This is a genomic window from Sphingobium sp. C100 (assembly GCF_000508185.1).
Lineage (GTDB): Bacteria > Pseudomonadota > Alphaproteobacteria > Sphingomonadales > Sphingomonadaceae > Sphingobium.
Map to the genome: position 1 here is coordinate 36,393 of NZ_AYOY01000142.1, position 16,502 is coordinate 52,894.

The following is a 16,502-nucleotide window of genomic DNA, read 5'->3' on the forward strand; positions in this document are numbered from 1 at the left end:
AAATTTACGCGATGAACTGTTCCGCTGCGATCCGGTCGTCCAGCGTATGTTCCGGATCGAAAAGCAGCGTCAGCGGCGTGGTGCGGTCGATGCGCACCTCTACCTGCGCGACGTCGCGCACTTCGCGCTGGTCGGCCACCGCGCTGACCGGGCGCTTGACCGGGTTGAGCACGGTGAAGCGGATCTGGGTCGCTTCGGGCAGGATCGCGCCGCGCCAGCGCCGTGGACGGAACGGACTGATCGGGGTCAGCGCGACCAGCGCGGAGCCGAGCGGCAGGATCGGGCCATGGGCGGACAGATTATAGGCGGTGGACCCGGCCGGGGTCGCCACCAGCACACCGTCGCACACCAGTTCGGGCAGCACGGTGCGGCCGTTGACCTGCACTTCCAGCGTGGCGGTCTGGCGCGTTTCACGCAGCAGCGAGACTTCGTTGATCGCGGGGATCGAAAATTGTTCGCCATCGACGGTATCGACCGTCATGCGCAGCGGATTGACCTTGAAGCTCTTGGCCCGGTCCAGCCGCTGTTCCAGCCCGTCGAGCCGCCATTCGTTCATCAGGAAGCCGACCGTGCCCAGGTTCATGCCGAATACGGGCATGATCCGGCGGCCTTCCAGCATCGCATGGAGCGTCTGGAGCATATAGCCGTCGCCGCCCAGCGCGACGATCATGTCGGCTTCCTCCACCGGCACGAAGTCATAGGCGGCGCGCAGCCGGTCCTCCGCCGCGCGGGCCGCCTGGGTGGGGGACGCGACCAGCGCGCGCCGCGTTTCGGTGCTCATCCGCCGGTCACGCTCATATGGCGGGCGGTGGCGGCGCGCGCGCCGGCGCCGATACGGAAATCATGCGCGGCGGGCTTGAGCCGCAACGCGCGGTCGATCAGCGGTTGAACCGCGTCGATCCCGCCCTCACGCAGCGCCGCCTTGAAATCCACATGATCCTCATGCCCCAGGCACATGAAAATCTTGCCTTCGCAGGTCATGCGGATGCGGTTGCAATCGGCGCAGAAATTATTGGTGAGGGGCGTGATGAGGCCAAGCCGCACGCGCATCCCCTCCACCGCATGATAGCGCGATGGGCCGCCGGTGCGATGGGCGATGGGGGTGAGCGCGTGATGTGCGCCGAGCGTATCGACGACCTGCGTCAATGGCAGATAATGGTCGGTCCGATCCTCGCCCGTGTCGCCCAGCGGCATGGTTTCGATGAGGCTGAGGTCGAAGCCCTGGGTGTCGCACCAGCGCAGCATCGGCAGGATTTCGTCGTCGTTGACGCCCTTGAGCGCCACCATGTTGATCTTGACGGCGAGGCCGGCGGCGCGCGCGGCGTCCAGTCCGGCCATCACCTGGTCCAGCCTGCCGCCGCGCGTCACATGGGCGAAGCGATCGGGATCGCGGCTGTCGAGGCTGACATTGATCCGTCGGACGCCAGCGTCGAACAATCGTTCCGCATGACTATCGAGCCGGGTGGCGTTGGTGGTGAGGGTCAGTTCGTCCAGCCCGCCTCCCAGATGACGGCCGATGCGGTGAACCAGGTCGCCGATGTCGCGGCGCACCAACGGCTCGCCGCCGGTCAGGCGAATCCTGCGAATACCGCGCGCGATGAACAGATCGGCCAGCAGTGCGATTTCCTCCAGGGTCAGCACCTGATCCTTGGGCAGGAACTGCATCCGCTCCGCCATGCAATAGCGACAGCGCAGGTCGCACCGGTCCGTCACCGAAATCCGCAAATAGCTGATCCGGCGGCCCAGACCGTCGACCAGGGGCGCGGACGAAGGGGCGGCAATGGCCATGACCGCATAGCTAGGCGATGGTCCGGGCAGGTGCAAGCGCCCCGGTTGTTGCGGGGATGCGAACGGCTCGGTAACGCCTTGCTGCTAGGACGGTGCGATGGGCGGCGTCGGGGAGACAGGTCAAGTGAGCGGGGACGCCGCATCGAACACACAGCATAGCCTGTTCATCCTGTCGCCGCGCGACCGGGACGGGCTGGCGCAAGCGGCGCAGGCGGTCGGATGGCGGGCGATCGGCGCGCGCCGGCCCGGCGATGCGCCGCAGCGTTTCCTGCGCAGCGAGGCGCAGGTCGCTTTGATCGACCTGCGGCGGGGCGGCGATCCGGGCAAGCTGCTGGCGCCGCTCGTGCCGGCGATGGAGGCGGGCGGCGGCGCATTGGTCGCGCTGGTCGATCAGGCGGAGGAAGCGCGCGTGCCCGCGCTGCTGGATGCGGGCGCCACTCATTTCCTGCTCGCGCCCTTCAGTGCCGACGGACTGCGCGCCGTGCTGGGGTCGGCGCATCGGCTGGTCGAACGGCTGGGCGGCGGCCAGAGCCCCAGCCAGCGGGCGCAGCGTATCCGGCGCGGCGACGCGCTTTACTGGCAATTGGGCAGCGACGGCATGTTGCGCGTCAGCGAAGCGTTGGTGCGGCATCTGGCGCTGGATGCGCCGTCGATCGCGCCGGCCGCGCTGCTGCGCAGGCTGCCGCGCGCCGAACGCCATGGCGTGCTGACGGCGCTCCGGGCGATGGCGCGGGCCGGGCGGCCGGCGGCGCTGGCTCATGGCCTGCCCGACCGGCCGGGCGATCGGCTGGTCCATCATCTGCGGATCGAGGAAGGGCATATCGCCGCCGATGTCGAATGGCTGTCCGATCAGCATGAGCGGGAGAGCACCAGCCGCGACTATCTGACCGGATTGCGCTCGCGCCCGGCCGCGCTTGAATGGCTGGATCGGCGGGCGGGGTTGCCGACCACGGTGCTGCTGCTGTCGATCAGCCAGTTCGAGCGGATGAATACCGCCTATGGCCAGGTGGTCGGCGACGCGCTGCTGGGTCGGATCGCGCGCCGGATCGAGCGCATGGTGGACGATGTCGCGCCCGGCGCGATGGTCGCGCGCATCGCGGGCACGGAGTTTCTGGTCGGCCTGACCGGCGAGGCTGGGGGGAGCGACCGGGCGACCTTTCTGGCACGCCAGTTGATCGGCGCGATCGGGCGTCCGTTCAGCGCAGGCGATCATCTGATCCGGCTGATCGCGCGTTGCGGCATCGCTCAGGCCAGGGCGGAGGATGACGCCACCCATTTGCTGCGGCGGGCGGGCACGGCGCTGGCCGACGCGCGGCAGGCGGGCGGCGAGGGTATTCGCATCCTGTCGGCGGAGAAGCAAAGCCGGCAGGTCGATCCCGACCGGCTGGAAACCGACCTGCGGCTGGCGCTGGACCGGGGGGAAATCGGCATCGTGTTCCAGCCGCAATATCCCGTCGATTCAGAGCGGATCAGCGGGGTCGAGGCGCTGGCCCGCTGGAACCATCCCCATTATGGGCCGCTGGGCGCGGGCATATTGTTCGCCACGGCGGAGCGATCCGATTATATGCTGCCGCTGTCGGCTCATATTCTGGCGGAAGCCTTGCGGCAGGCGGCGGCCTGGCCCCGCGCGCTGGCGCAGTTGCGCCTGTCGATCAACGTCACGGCGGCGGACATAGCCCAGCCGCGTTTCATGGCCGAATTGCTGGAGATGGTGGACCGCAGCGGTTTTCCGCGCGCACGATTGACGGTGGAGATCACCGAAAGCGGGCTGATCCGGGATATTGATGCAGCCGCCGCGCTGCTGCGGGCGCTGCGGAGCGAAGGGCTGGCGGTCGCGATCGACGATTTCGGCACCGGCTATTCCAGCCTCGCCTATCTCAAGTCCCTGCCGCTCGACTATCTCAAGATCGACAGCGGGCTGGCGCAGGATATTGCCGGGACGGCGCGCGACCGGATCATCGTGCGCGGCGTCATCCACATGGCCAAGTCGCTGGGCCTGAAGGTCATTGCGGAAGGGGTCGAAACCCAGCAGCAGCTCGACCTGCTCGCGCGCGAAGGGTGCGATTATTATCAGGGCTTTCTGCGCTCGGCCGGCATCTCGTCGGCCGATCTTATAGCGCTGGTCCTGGACTGACTCGAAGAAAAGGGGCGCGGGAATGATCCCGCGCCCCTTTTTGATCCTTGGTCGATGCGAGCAAGGACATCCGGCGTGGCCGGATCGCGAGGATGATTACAGCGCGGCCTTCAGCTTATCGACCAGGTCGGTCTTCTCCCAGGGGAAGAAGTCGCCTTCGGGCTTGCGGCCGAAATGGCCATAGGCGGCGGTCGGCTGATAGATCGGCTTGTTGAGGCCCAGATGGGTGCGGATGCCGCGCGGGGTCAGGCCGCCCAGTTCCGAAATGCCCTTGATCGCGTCCTCGATCTTGTCGTCGCCAACGGTGCCGGTGCCGTGGGTATCGACATAGAGCGACAGCGGTTCGGCGACGCCGATCGCATAGGCGATCTGGATGGTGCAGCGCTGGGCAAGGCCGGCGGCGACCACATTCTTGGCGAGATAGCGGGTGATATAGGCGGCCGAACGGTCGACCTTGGTCGGGTCCTTGCCGCTGAACGCGCCGCCGCCATGGGGCGATGCGCCGCCATAGGTGTCGACGATGATCTTGCGGCCGGTCAGGCCCGCGTCGCCGTCCGGCCCGCCGATTTCAAAGCTGCCGGTCGGATTGATGTGATAGACGGTCTCGTCCGAAAGCAGTTCGGCCGGGATCACCTTGGCCACGACGGACTTTACATAGGCCTTGAGTTCGGCTTCCTTCTCACCCTTGTCATAGCCCTTGGCATGTTGGGTGGACACCACGATGGCGGTGCAGGCGACCGGCGTGCTGCCTTCGTAACGCAGCGTCACCTGGCTCTTGGCGTCCGGTTCCAGGAAGGGGGCGGCCTTGGAATGGCGGTCGGCCGCCATGGTTTCCAGGATCTTGTGGCTGTAATAGAGGGTCGCTGGCATCAGGTCGGGCGTGTCGTCGGCCGCATAGCCGAACATGATGCCCTGATCGCCCGCGCCTTCATCCTTGTTGCCGCTGGCATCGACGCCCTGGGCGATATGCGCCGACTGGGCGTGGAGATTATTTTCGAAGCGGAAGCTTGCCCAATGGAATCCGTCCTGCTCGTAACCGATGCGCTTCACCGTGTCGCGGACGGCGCGTTCGATTTCTTCTTCGGCGCCCGGCGCCCATTGTCCATTTTCATAGACGCCCTTGCACCGGATTTCGCCGGCGAGGACGACGAGCTGGGTCGTCGTCAGCGTTTCGCAGGCGATGCGGGCTTCGGGATCTTTGGAAAGGAACAGATCGACGATGGCGTCGGAAATCTGGTCCGCAACCTTGTCGGGGTGGCCTTCGGAGACGGACTCCGAGGTGAAGAGATAATTGCTACGCATGAGACTCCCGTAAGACGCTTGGGCGAATTCCGATATAAAGAAATGTTTATGTGGCCTTTAGCTTTTGCTGCGACGCAAGGCAATGGCCAGCCCAAAGAGCAGGATGATGACCATCAGCCCGGCCCAGTTGCCGATGTGGGCGAAAAGGGTGGGGGGCAATGCCGGCGGCAGGCCGCCGTCCAGATAGCCTGCGCGGTTGAGGCCGAGCGACCGCACGACATGGCCGCGTGCGTCGATGATCGCGGACACGCCGGTCGGCGTGGCGCGGACGATGGGAACGCCTTCCTCCAGCGCGCGCAGGCGCGCTTGCGCCAGATGCTGGACCGGTCCCCAACTGCCGAACCAGGCATCGTTGGAGGGGTTGAAGATAAAGGCGGGGCGGTTGGCTGCGTCGATCACATGGCCAGAGAAGATGATCTCGTAACAGATCTGGACGCCCATCTTGATCTCGGGCCGACCAAGGCTGGCTGGCAGGGGCAGGCTTTGCGGGCCGGGACCGGGCCAGAAATCGGCGTCGCCGGGGACAAGACGGGACAGGCCGATCGGCTCCAATATGTTTCGCAGCGGCAGATATTCGCCAAAGGGCACCAGATGCGCCTTGGAATAGCGGCCGGCCGTCGTCGCCTGGGGCGTTACGATCCACACGCTGTTGTTGGCGCCGGCGAGCTTGCTCACCGGGACGCCATTATCCTCGACCGTCTTGAAATAAACCTTGTCTGCGCCGGTCATCAATAGGTCGCCGGGACCAAGCAGCGCGGCCAGACGCGCGCGCCAGTCGGGCTCCAGGTCGAGATAGGCGGGGATCGCCGCTTCGGGCCAGAAGATGAGGCGCGGGGCGGCGTGCGGCTGGCCGGAGAGGGTCGCGAGCTTGGCGAAGTTGCGATATTCCGCCTCGACCGAATATTTTTCGTCCTGCCCGATATTGGGCTGGACCACGCGGACGCGCGGCGCGCCCGGTGGTGTCGGCGGCGCGGGCGACAAGATGCCCCACAGGGCGAGCAGCAGCAGCGGCGCGATCAGGACGGCGGCGGGGCGATAGCGGCGCCGCGCGAGCAGCAGGATCGCGCCGGCCGCAAGGAGCACCAGCGCGCCCAGCCCATAGGTGCCGATGATCGTCGCCGCTATGGCGGCGCCGGTCGGGAGTAGCAGGACGCCGATCGGGTTCCAGGCAAAGCCCGTGAAGAGGGACGCGCGCAGATATTCGGCCACGACCCAGGTCGCGGCGAAGATCAGGAGGAAGGAGAGCGGATTGCCGTCGATCCGGCGGTTCAGCCACCATGCCCCCAGCGCCGCCAGGCCGGGATAGAGGGCGAGGTAGAGCGAGAGGATCAGCACCGCGCCATAGCCGAACCAGTGCGGCATGGAGTCCTGAAAGGTGAAGGCATGGGCGATCCAGTTGAGGCCCAAGGTGAAATGGCCAACGCCAAACAGCCAGCCGCGCAGGAAAGCGGCGCGGCGGTCCGGTGCGCGTTCGATCAGGAGGATGAGCGCGACGAGGCAGGCGAGGGCGAGCGGCCAGAGCTTGAGCGGCTCGAAGCCCGTGGCGGAGAGGAATCCCGCCAGCAGCGCCGCGATCTTGGGATGGCGGGCGAAGGCGGTCTTCATCGCGTACCTCAGCGAATTGTCGCCATGGTGGCGCCGGAACATTTGTCGCTCTTGTGTCCGCCGCCCGATAGCATGGATGCGGCGATGAAGCCGCCCACGATCAACGCGAGGAACAATGTGGAGAGAAGGGCCAGATATTTCTCGATGAACGCCTTGATCGGCCGGCCGAACTTCCAGAACAGGAAGCCCACGAGCATGAACTGGAAGGCGCGCGACAGGATGCTGGCCCACAGGAAGGTGAAGAGCGGCAGTCCGATGAAGCCCGCCGTGATGGTGATGAGCTTGAAGGGGATGGGCGTGGCGCCCTTGATCAGGATGATCTCCGCCCCATAGTCGCGCAGATAGCAGGCGGCGACCGGGAATTTCTGGGCCAGGCCGAGCGCGTGCAGGATCTGCTGCCCCACCGCTTCATAGAGGAAATAGCCGATAGCGTATCCCAGCAGGCCGCCCATGACCGATGCGATGGTGCAGATCAGGCCGAACCGCAGCGCGCGCTCCGGCCGGGCGAGGCACATCAGCCCCAGCAACGGGTGCGGCGGGATCGGGAAGAAGCTCGATTCCATGAAGCTGATGACGAAGAGCCAGCGTTCGGCGTGGCGGTGCGCGGCCTTGGCCAGCGTCCATTGATAGAGCCTGGTGAGCATCGCGCGCCGACCTAGCCGAGATCAGTCGCGCCCGCCAGCGCTTTTGCCAGCACGACCATCGCCAGCGGCGGATCGAGAGGGATGGGAAAGGGACGCGTTTCGGCAGTCAGCCTATAGCCCCGGCGCTGATACCAGCCGATCAGTTCGACGCGGCTGTCTATGACGGTCATTTCCATCATCGTCGCGCCGAACAGGCGGGCGGCCTGATGCTCCGCAGCGGTGACGAGGCGGCGGCCAAGGCCCGCCGCCTGCAACATGGGGTCGATGCAGAGCAGGCCCAGATAGGCGAGGCCGTTCCCGCGATCGCTGATCTGGACGCAGCCGACCGGCTCTTCACCGGTGCAGGCGACGAGCAGCCGGTCGAGCGGGCTGGCGAGGATCGCCTCCAGCGCGGAAAGGTCGGTGCGCGGGCCGGTCAACAGATCCGATTCGAAGGTCCAGCCCTGCCGCGCGTCGTCGCCGCGATAGGCGCGCTCGATGACGGGATGGAGGGCGGGAAGGTCAGCGGGCGTGGCGAGGCGGATGTCCATGCCGCGCCCCTTAGCGGCTTGGCGATGCTTTGGGCAGAGGGAAGCGAGCGGCTTGAAGGCCGGATCGACGCTTCTAAAATGGGCGTGAGAGGAGATGCGTGATGCAGAATATGGGCGAGGGCAGTTGCCCCTTTACCTTCAACACCGATCCGGCAACGTTCAAGGTCGGCGATTCGGTCAGCTATCGGGTGACCGGGGGGCTGGAGGGCATCGCCTTCGCCGGCGTGCTGATGGAAGTGCATGACGATCATGTGGTGCTGACGAGCAACCCGGAGGACGAGGCGAGCCGGATGCGCGCCACGCGGGAAAGCCGCCCGCTGGTGCGGGAGGAAGATGTATGTTGACCGACGGCTGACGGGACCGGTTGATCGCGCGGGGGCGTGACGGCGTTGACTGTATCGCGCCGTCTGGGCAAGACCGGTGTCCCTATCGTCCTGTTCGGTTCGCGCGTTTGACAATCTCTTCCATACCCTGGGATAAAGTGCGGCAACGCACGGGCGGCGTCGCGTTCGCGCTGGTGCTCAACCTGCTGCTGCTGCTGGCGCTGTTCACATTGTCCCCCAAATTGCAGCCGCCCAAGATGGACCCGCGCCTGCCCGTCACCTTTGAAACCGAAGCGGGTCCAAAGGCGGTGCAGGAACAGGCCAAGGCGGAAAAGGCCGAGCGGCGCGAGCGAACCAAGGACAGCCCGAAGCAACAGGCTGCCCCGGTGGTGCGGCCCCCCGTCGAGGTGCAGAAGCCCGCGGAACAGCCGCCTTCGCCCTTTCCCTTCCTGACCCTGAACCGCGAGCAGATGGCGTCGGCCGACATCGGCAACCTGCCCAAACAGACGCCGGGCGAGGGCGCTGCCGGGTCTGGCGACAGCGCCGCCGTGGCCGGGCCGGGCGAAGGGCCGGGGGGCGTGCAATTGTTCGACGCGGAATGGTATCGGCGGCCCACCCATGCGGAACTGGCCTCCTATCTGCCCAGCAATGGGCCGGCCGAGGGCTGGGGCCTGGTCGCCTGCAAGACGATCGACCATTATCATGTGGAAAATTGCCAGGTCATGGGCGAATCGCCGATGGGGTCGGGCTTTGGCAGGGCCGTGCGCCTTGCGGCCTGGCAATTTCTGGTGTTGCCGCCGCGCGTCAACGGCAAGGTGATGGTGGGCAGTTGGGTCCGCATCCGCATCGATTATACCCGCCGGGTAGTCGGCGCGGGCGGATAGCGGCCAATCCCGCGCGTCCGGCCCGCGCGCCGGCGGCCGCACCGGCTTAGGCGCTTCGCATCCAAATGGAGGCGAAGCGATGCGGATAGCGATATTGACCTTTGACGGCTTCAACGAAATGGACAGCTTCGTCGCGCTCGCCTTGCTCAACCGGGTGAAGGGATGGCGGGCGATGATCTGCGGGCCGGGCGCGACGGTGACGTCGATGAATGCTGTCCAGGTCGCTGTCCAGGTTGATCTGGATTCGCTGGCCGAGATGGACATCGTGCTGGTCGGCAGCGGTGTGCGGACGCGGCAGGTGGCGGCGGATGGGGCGCTGATGGCGCGGCTGCGGCTCGACCCCGCGCGGCAGTTGATCGGCGCCCAATGTTCGGGCGCATTGCTGCTGGCCGGGCTGGGGCTGTTGGGCGACATGCCGGCCTGCACCGACCTTACCAGCCGACCCTGGCTGGTGGAGGCGGGCGCGAAGGTGGTCGACGCGCCCTTTCATGCGGCCGGCAATGTGGCGAGTGCGGGGGGCTGCATGGCGGCGCAGTATCTCGCCGCCTGGGCCATTGCGCGCGGCGCGGGCGAGGCGGAGGCGCGCGCGGTGATCGACTATGTCGCGCCGGTCGGTGAGAAGGCGGTGACGGTCGAGCGGGTGATGGGCGTGGTTGCGCCGTTCCTGGCGTAACGGGTCAGCCCTTTGCCTGGCTGGCGATGAACAGCGCGCGCTGCGCGGCGAAGGCCCGCTGGAAGGCGGGGCGAGCCTCGCCGCGGGCGACATAGGCGGAAAGGTTGGGACAGGCGTCCAGCAGGCCCGTGCTGCTCAAGCGGCGCAGCACCATCACCATCAGCAGGTCGCCCGCGCTAAACGCGCCGTCCAGCCAGTCCGCATCGCCCAGCCGTTCGGCCAATTCGTCCAGCCGGACCCGGACGCGCGCTTCGAGTATGGCGAGATGCTCGTGATACCAGGGCTTGTCGCGGATCAGGAACGTCGCTGTTTCGCGATCCAGGACCGGCGGTTCGACCGTGCTGAGCGCGGCGAACATCCATGCGATAGCGCGCGCCCGCTCCTGCGGATCGACCGGAAGCAGGCCGGCGTGGCGCTGCGCGATGTGGAGGATGATCGCACCCGATTCGAACAGCACCACATCCTCATCCTCATAGGTCGGGATCTGCCCGAAGGGGTGGCGGGCGCGGTGGGCGGGTTGCTTCATCGCCTCGAACGACAGCAGCCGGACGTCATAGGGCTGTCCTACTTCCTCCAGCGCCCAGCGCACGCCCATGTCGCGCGCCAGTCCCCGGCCCCGGTCGGGCGATGCTTCGAAGACGGAAATCATGATGGCCATTGCGGGGGCTCCTGATGCCTGGCGGCGTCCTGCGCGCCCCAGCATAGGGTTTCAGCCGACCCCGCGCCACGCCGGACATAGGAAAGGGCGCCCGGTTATGCCGGGCGCCCTTCGCTTGGGAATGGGAAGATGTCAGGCCTTGTAGACTTTTTCCACCGCCGACCGGAATTGGGCCATGTCCTCGGCCGAACCGACCGTGACGCGCGAGACGGTGGGCCAGATGGGCCAGTTGCGACCGATCTGCACCTTTTCGGCGGTGGCGAGCATCGCGGCCTGCATTTCCTTGGCCGGCTTCTTCCAGTCCATCATGAACATGTTGGCCTGGCTGCCCGACTGAACGTCGATGCCCTTCTTCATGAGCCAGGCGATGGTTTCCTCCCGATTGGCGATCATTTCGGCGCGGCGGGCCTTGATGAGGTCGGCTTCGGGATAGACGGCATTGCCGCAGGCCATGGCGGTGATGGACAGGCCGCCGGCGGTCGGGCCGAACAGCATGATGCGCTTTTGCACTTCGGGATCGGCGAAGGTGAGGCCCAGGCGCACGCCGGCCATGCCGAACAGTTTCGAGAAGGTGCGCATGACGATCAGATCCTTGCGCCCCGCCACCAGCTTCGCGGCGCTCGGCGCTTCGGAGAAGTGGATATAGGCTTCGTCGATCAGCAGCACCGAATCCTTGGGCTTGTTGGCGAGCAGCCATTCGATGTCGGCCAGCGGCGTCACGGTGCCGGTCGGATTGTTGGGCGTGCAGATATAATAGAGGCCCGCATTGGGATTGGCCGCCAGCATCGCCTTCACGTCGTGACCCGCGCCGGGCGCCTGGGGCGCCTTGGCGATGGGGGCCTTCAGATAATCGGCGGTGCGCCAGGCGGATTCGAAGGTCGGGTCCGCCGTCACCAGCCCCTTGGTCGGCGAGCAGAAGGCGGCGACGGTGCTGACCAGCGGGCCGCCCGAACCGGGCCACAGCATGACGTGGCTTTCGGGAATGCCCTCAACCGATGCGACGGTCTTGACCAGTTCGCCGCGATAATTGTCGGGATCATACCAATTGCCCAGCGCGGCGGCCTTGGCGGCGGCATCGACGCCCGACGGGAAAGGGCCGGTCCAGCATTCGTTGGAACCGATCCGCACCGCGCCGGCGACGCCGCGCGCGGCCTGCTGCTGCGCCAGGGCCGTTCCGCCCAGCAGCGAACTGGCGGCGACGCCAGCGCCGACCAGCGCGGCGACCTCGCCCAGCTGGCGGCGCGAATAGCCGCGTTCCATCAGATCGTCCCTGGCATCCTTGTTCAGCATCATGGTCATGTCGTCCGTCCCCGTTTGCAAGAAGCGCGTCACTCATGGGGAAAGACGAAACGGCGACACATTTCCGCAATGTGCCGCCGCCCGGAATTAAAATTTATATGTGCCGACGATTTGAAAGGCCGGCCCGAGGATCAGGCTTTCCAGACCTTGTCGACCGCCGCGTTGAACGCTTCCATTTCCTCCATGGACCCGACCGATACGCGCGACACATTGGGCCAGATCGGCCAGTTGCGGCCGATCTGCACCTGTTCGGCGAGGATGGCGGCCTGCATTTCCTTGGCCGGCTTTTTGCCCCAATCGACCATGAACATATTCGCCTGGCTGCCGGGAATGACCTTGATCCCCTTGGCCGTGAGGTGGCTGATCGCCTTTTCGCGGGCCGCGACCATTTCGGCACGGCGCGCCTTGATGAGGTCGGCCTGCGCGACCGAGGCGGTGCCGCAGGCCACGGCGGTCATCGGCAACATCGCCGTCACCTGCCCGCCGTCATAGCGCATCATCTTTTCCATCAGCGTGGGGCTGGCGAAGGTGAGGCCAAGGCGCATCCCGGCCATGCCGAACAGTTTTGAAAAGGTGCGCAGGATCAGCACGTCGTCGCGGGTCGCGGCCAGCTTTGCGGCGTTGGGACCGTCGACCCAGTGGATATAGGCTTCATCGACGACCAGGACCGCGTCCTTGGGCTTGTTGTTCGCGAGCCATTCGATGTCGGCGATGGGCGTGACGGTGCCGGTGGGATTGTTGGGCGAGCAGATATAATAGACGCCGGCATTGGGATCGGCCGCCAGCATCGCCTTCACATCATGGCGATAGTCGGGCGTCAACGGCACTTTCGTCACCTTCGCGCCCAGCCAGTCGCCGGTGCGCCAGATCGCTTCATAGGTGGGGTTTGCCGTGACGATGCCGCGCGTGGGCGAGGCATAGGCGACCGCGACCCGGCTCAACGGATCGGACGAACCTGGCCAGGCCAGCACATGGTCGGCCGGGATGCCCTCGACCGCCGAAACGGCGTCGAACAGTTTTTGATGCTCATTGTCGGGTTCGTAGCGATTGCCTTCGTTGACCAGCTTGTAGGCGGCCTCCGCCGCAACCGGGAAGGGACCGGTCCAGCATTCGTTGGCGCCGATCCGCACCGCGCCCTCGACCGGCTTTGCCGCCTGCTGCGCGACGGCGCCGGTGGCGCGCAGCGTCGCGGTCGCCGCGCCCAGCAACGCCGCAGCCTTTGCAAGCTGCCGACGCGAATAGCCGCGATCGAGAAGATCCTGTTCGAAATGGGTGGTAGCGGGTTGCGTCGCCATGGTCCTGTCTCCCTGCGCGCCTTCTGAAAAAAAAGGCCGTTCATCCCGTTTGACGAATGTACAGAATGTTTCCGCCATGCAAATGGCCTGGCTTGTCGAAAGCGCAGCTTTTTTTGCCGCGGCAATCATGCATGAATCTTGGAAAGCGCGCGAGCAATCTGTTAGCGCTCGATCATGCCCAGCACCCCCGCCGCCGCCGCTCGCCAGATCCTCATCCGCCTGCAAGAGGTGATGGCATCGCGCACCAGCGCGCAGGCGAAGCTCAACAAGGTGGTGGAGATTATCGGCGAGTCGCTGTCGAGCGAGGTGTGTTCCATCTATCTGGTGCGCGAAGGCGTGCTGGAACTGTTCGCGACGCGCGGCCTGAAGCAGGAGGCCGTGCATGTCACCCGCATGGCGATGGGCGAGGGGCTGGTCGGCCTGATCGCGACCAATGTCGAGACGCTGAACCTGGACGAGGCGGCGGCGCATCCCGATTTTTCCTATCGTCCCGAAACCGGCGAGGACCGGTTTCACAGCTTTGCCGGCGTGCCGATCGTACGGCGCGAGCGCGCCATCGGCGTCCTGGGCGTACAGCATGTGGAGCCGCGCAAATATGAAGAGGTCGAGATCGAGGCGTTGCAGACGGTCGCCATGGTGCTGTCCGAACTGATCGCCAATGCCGAGCTGGCCGATGACGGTCCGGCCGACGCCAGGGTGGCCGATACCGGTACGACCATGTTGCAGGGATTGCAGCTGGTGATGGGGATGGCGCGCGGCCATGCCGTGTTCCATCAGCCGCGCATCCATGTCGAGCATACGGTCGCGGAAGATACCGAGGCCGAACGGCAGCGCGTCATTTCCGCCTTCGCCAAGATGCGCGAACAGATTGACCGGATGACCGGCGCGGCCGAGTTCGGCACCGAGGGCGAGCATCAGGAGGTGCTCGAGACCTACAAGATGTTCGCCTATGACGAAGGGTGGATCAGGCGGATCAACGAGGCGATCGACAGTGGCCTGACCGCCGAGGCGGCGATCGAGCGGGTGCAGCAGCGCACCCGGATGCGGATGCGCCAGATTGACGATCCGCTGTTGCAGGACCGGATGCATGATCTGGAAGACATGGCCAACCGGCTGTTGCGGATCGTGTCCGGGCAATTGGGGACCGCCGCCACCATGGGGTTGCGACAGGACGCCATCCTGATCGCGCGCAACCTGGGACCGGCCGAATTGCTGGAATATGATCGACGTCGCCTGCGCGGGGTGATCCTGGAGGAAGGATCGCTGACCGCCCATGTCACCATCGTCGCGCGCGCCATGGGCGTGCCGGTGCTGGGGCGCGTGCGCGACGTGCGCCATCAGGTCAATGAAGGCGACCTCATCCTGATGGATGTGGCCGAAAATAGCGTGCTGATCCGCCCGAGCGCCGACATGGACGAGGCGTTCGAGAACCGGCTGCATGTGACGCAGAAGCGGCGCGCGGAATTCGCGGCGATGCGCGACCTGCCTTCGGTCACGACCGACGGGCAGCGGGTCGAGTTGATGGTCAACGCCGGGCTGCGGGAGGATGCGCAGGCGCTGGACCTGGTCGGCGCCGATGGCATCGGCCTGTTCCGCACCGAGTTCCAGTTCCTGGTGTCGGCCACCCTGCCGCAGCGTGAGAAGCAGCAGCGGCTCTACAAGGATGTGCTGGACGCGGCCGGGGATCGGCCGGTCATATTCCGCACGGTCGACATCGGCGGCGACAAGGCGCTGCCCTATATGACCCGCGACGGCGACGAGGAACTGGAGGATAATCCGGCGATGGGCTGGCGCGCGCTGCGGCTGGCGCTGGATCGCGACGGGTTGATGAAGGCGCAGGCGCGCGCCCTGCTGGAGGCGAGCGCTGGCAAGGTGCTGCACGTCATGTTCCCGATGGTGTCGGAACCATGGGAATATGAGCAGGCGCGCGCGTTGGTCGAGCATCAGCGCGAATGGTTGCAGTCGCACAAGAAGAAGCTGCCCATCGCGGTGCGGTATGGCGCGATGCTGGAGGTGCCGGCGCTGGCCGAGGTGCTGGACCTGTTGCTGCCGCAGGTGGATTTCCTGTCGATCGGGACCAATGACCTGACCCAGTTCCTGTTCGCAGCCGACCGCGCCCATCCCAAGCTGGCGGAACGCTACGACTGGTTGAGCATCGCCATATTGCGCTTCCTCGACCGAGTGGTGCGGATGTGTGAAGCGCATCAGGTTCCGGTCGGCGTGTGCGGCGAAATGGGTGGCCGCACGCTGGAGGCGATGGCGTTGATCGGCCTGGGTATTCGCCGCCTGTCGATCACGCCCGCGTCGGTCGGGCCGGTCAAGGCGATGATCCGCACCGTCGATGCGTCCGAACTGCGGGGCGTTATGCGTGACTATCTGGATCATGGCGTGCTGGACATCAGGGCGCGGCTGACGCAGTGGGCGGCCGCGCGGAGCATTGAACTGAGTTGAAGCGGCGGGTGCGGCGTTGACAACGCCCGTCTCGCAATGAGACAAGACCGGTTATCAAGGTCGCGGAGCAGCATGGCAGAAGAATCGGAAGTCGAACCCGGCGCAACGCCGGTGCAAGAGGTGCAACCTGCGACGCCGGGCGCGAAGCTGCGCGTCGCCCGCGAGGCGCAGGGGCTTTCGGTGCAGGATGTGGCAACGCGCACCCGGATCGCCCAACGACAGTTGGAGGCGATCGAGCGCGACGATTATGCCGCGCTGCCGGGCATCCCCTATGCCGTGGGCTTCGCGCGCGCCTATGCGCGGGCGGTGGATGTGGACGAGGTGGCGATCGCGGCCGAAGTGCGGGAGGCCGTCCATGGCTCCGACCTGGGCGCGAACCGTTATGAGGCGTTCGAACCGGCCGATCCCGCCCGCGTCCCGTCGCGTACATTGGCCTGGACGCTGGCCGCCATCGTCCTGCTGCTGGTGGGCGGCTATATCATCTGGCGCACGCAGTTATTCACGCCGCCCAGCAGCGAGGAAATCGCCGCGCAGGAACCAGCCCGGCCCGCCGCCCGCCCGGCCGGCGCCGCCCCTGTGGCGCCCGTGCCGCAAATGGTGGTGTTCACCGCGGTCGATGATGTCTGGCTGCGCATCGTCGATGAAGCCGGGGAACGGCTGAAGGACGGGACGATGAAGAAGGGTGAGAGCTTCACCCTGCCGACCGGCGCGCGCAATCCCACGATCCTGACTGGCCGGCCGCAGGCGTTGAACGTGACCGTCGGTGGCAAGTCGGTGGCGCCGCTGGGCGAAGCGGACCGCACCATCGCCGATGTGCCGGTGAGCGCCGAGGCGCTGCTGGCGCGGGGCGCGCAGGCGCCGGCGGCCACGGCCCGCCCGGCCTTGCGTCCGACCGCGCAGCGGCTTGCGGCGCCCG

Annotated in this window: 15 protein-coding genes; 6 read left to right on the plus strand and 9 right to left on the minus strand. The window is 66.4% G+C overall.

Annotated features, from left to right (window positions below; all coding sequences use genetic code 11):
• Positions 1 to 4: 4 nt before the first annotated feature.
• Positions 5 to 781, minus strand: a complete 777-nt coding sequence (locus tag C100_RS35515) for an NAD kinase (RefSeq protein ID WP_024019817.1) — start codon at positions 779 to 781, stop codon at positions 5 to 7.
• Positions 778 to 1,788: a GTP 3',8-cyclase MoaA gene (moaA, locus tag C100_RS35520; protein WP_024019818.1), complete on the minus strand. Its 1,011-nt coding sequence runs from the start codon at positions 1,786 to 1,788 to the stop codon at positions 778 to 780. Before moaA ends, C100_RS35515 begins: the two co-directional genes overlap by 4 nt.
• Positions 1,789 to 1,885: 97 nt before the next feature.
• Here moaA and C100_RS35525 point away from each other — a divergent pair, with 97 nt between their 5' ends.
• Positions 1,886 to 3,922: a putative bifunctional diguanylate cyclase/phosphodiesterase gene (locus C100_RS35525; RefSeq protein WP_024019819.1), complete on the plus strand. Its 2,037-nt coding sequence runs from the start codon at positions 1,886 to 1,888 to the stop codon at positions 3,920 to 3,922.
• Positions 3,923 to 4,018: 96 nt separating this feature from the next.
• On the opposite strand, the gene metK is transcribed toward C100_RS35525, so the two are convergent.
• From metK to C100_RS35545, 4 genes are read right to left on the minus strand one after another with little or no spacing between them, the layout of a single operon-like run.
• Complete coding sequence (metK, locus tag C100_RS35530; RefSeq protein ID WP_024019820.1) at positions 4,019 to 5,224, minus strand: methionine adenosyltransferase; 1,206 nt, start codon at positions 5,222 to 5,224, stop codon at positions 4,019 to 4,021.
• Between the two features lie 57 nt (positions 5,225 to 5,281).
• Positions 5,282 to 6,829, minus strand: a complete 1,548-nt coding sequence (gene lnt, locus C100_RS35535) for an apolipoprotein N-acyltransferase (RefSeq protein ID WP_031309407.1) — start codon at positions 6,827 to 6,829, stop codon at positions 5,282 to 5,284.
• An 8-nt stretch (positions 6,830 to 6,837) separates the two neighbouring features.
• Positions 6,838 to 7,473 (minus strand): YqaA family protein, encoded by a 636-nt coding sequence (locus tag C100_RS35540; RefSeq protein ID WP_024019822.1) that lies wholly within the window; start codon positions 7,471 to 7,473, stop codon positions 6,838 to 6,840.
• 11 nt (positions 7,474 to 7,484) lie between these two features.
• Positions 7,485 to 8,003, minus strand: coding sequence for a GNAT family N-acetyltransferase (locus C100_RS35545; RefSeq protein ID WP_024019823.1), 519 nt, complete (start codon positions 8,001 to 8,003; stop codon positions 7,485 to 7,487).
• A gap of 101 nt (positions 8,004 to 8,104) precedes the next feature.
• On the opposite strand from C100_RS35545, the gene C100_RS35550 reads away from it, so the two are divergent.
• From C100_RS35550 to C100_RS35560, 3 genes are all read left to right on the plus strand, one after another.
• On the plus strand, positions 8,105 to 8,347 hold the full coding sequence (locus C100_RS35550) for a hypothetical protein (RefSeq protein WP_024019824.1): 243 nt from the start codon (positions 8,105 to 8,107) through the stop codon (positions 8,345 to 8,347).
• 107 nt (positions 8,348 to 8,454) lie between these two features.
• On the plus strand, positions 8,455 to 9,210 hold the full coding sequence (locus C100_RS35555) for a hypothetical protein (RefSeq protein WP_024019825.1): 756 nt from the start codon (positions 8,455 to 8,457) through the stop codon (positions 9,208 to 9,210).
• Between the two features lie 79 nt (positions 9,211 to 9,289).
• Positions 9,290 to 9,883, plus strand: a complete 594-nt coding sequence (locus tag C100_RS35560; RefSeq protein ID WP_024019826.1) for a DJ-1/PfpI family protein — start codon at positions 9,290 to 9,292, stop codon at positions 9,881 to 9,883.
• A gap of 4 nt (positions 9,884 to 9,887) precedes the next feature.
• On the opposite strand, the gene C100_RS35565 is transcribed toward C100_RS35560, so the two are convergent.
• From C100_RS35565 to C100_RS35575, 3 genes are all read right to left on the minus strand, one after another.
• Positions 9,888 to 10,541 carry a glutathione S-transferase family protein gene (locus tag C100_RS35565; RefSeq protein ID WP_024019827.1) on the minus strand — a complete coding sequence of 218 codons (654 nt, stop codon included), beginning with the start codon at positions 10,539 to 10,541 and terminating at the stop codon, positions 9,888 to 9,890.
• A gap of 132 nt (positions 10,542 to 10,673) precedes the next feature.
• A complete protein-coding gene (locus C100_RS35570) occupies positions 10,674 to 11,840 on the minus strand; it encodes a pyridoxal phosphate-dependent aminotransferase (RefSeq protein ID WP_024019828.1) in 1,167 nt (388 codons plus the stop codon).
• A gap of 131 nt (positions 11,841 to 11,971) precedes the next feature.
• Positions 11,972 to 13,135, minus strand: coding sequence for a pyridoxal phosphate-dependent aminotransferase (locus tag C100_RS35575; RefSeq protein ID WP_031309408.1), 1,164 nt, complete (start codon positions 13,133 to 13,135; stop codon positions 11,972 to 11,974).
• Between the two features lie 174 nt (positions 13,136 to 13,309).
• On the opposite strand from C100_RS35575, the gene ptsP reads away from it, so the two are divergent.
• On the plus strand, positions 13,310 to 15,586 hold the full coding sequence (ptsP, locus tag C100_RS35580) for a phosphoenolpyruvate--protein phosphotransferase (protein WP_024019830.1): 2,277 nt from the start codon (positions 13,310 to 13,312) through the stop codon (positions 15,584 to 15,586).
• A gap of 72 nt (positions 15,587 to 15,658) precedes the next feature.
• The coding region (locus tag C100_RS35585) for a helix-turn-helix domain-containing protein (RefSeq protein WP_024019831.1) at positions 15,659 to 16,502 on the plus strand (844 nt) is incomplete at its 3' end.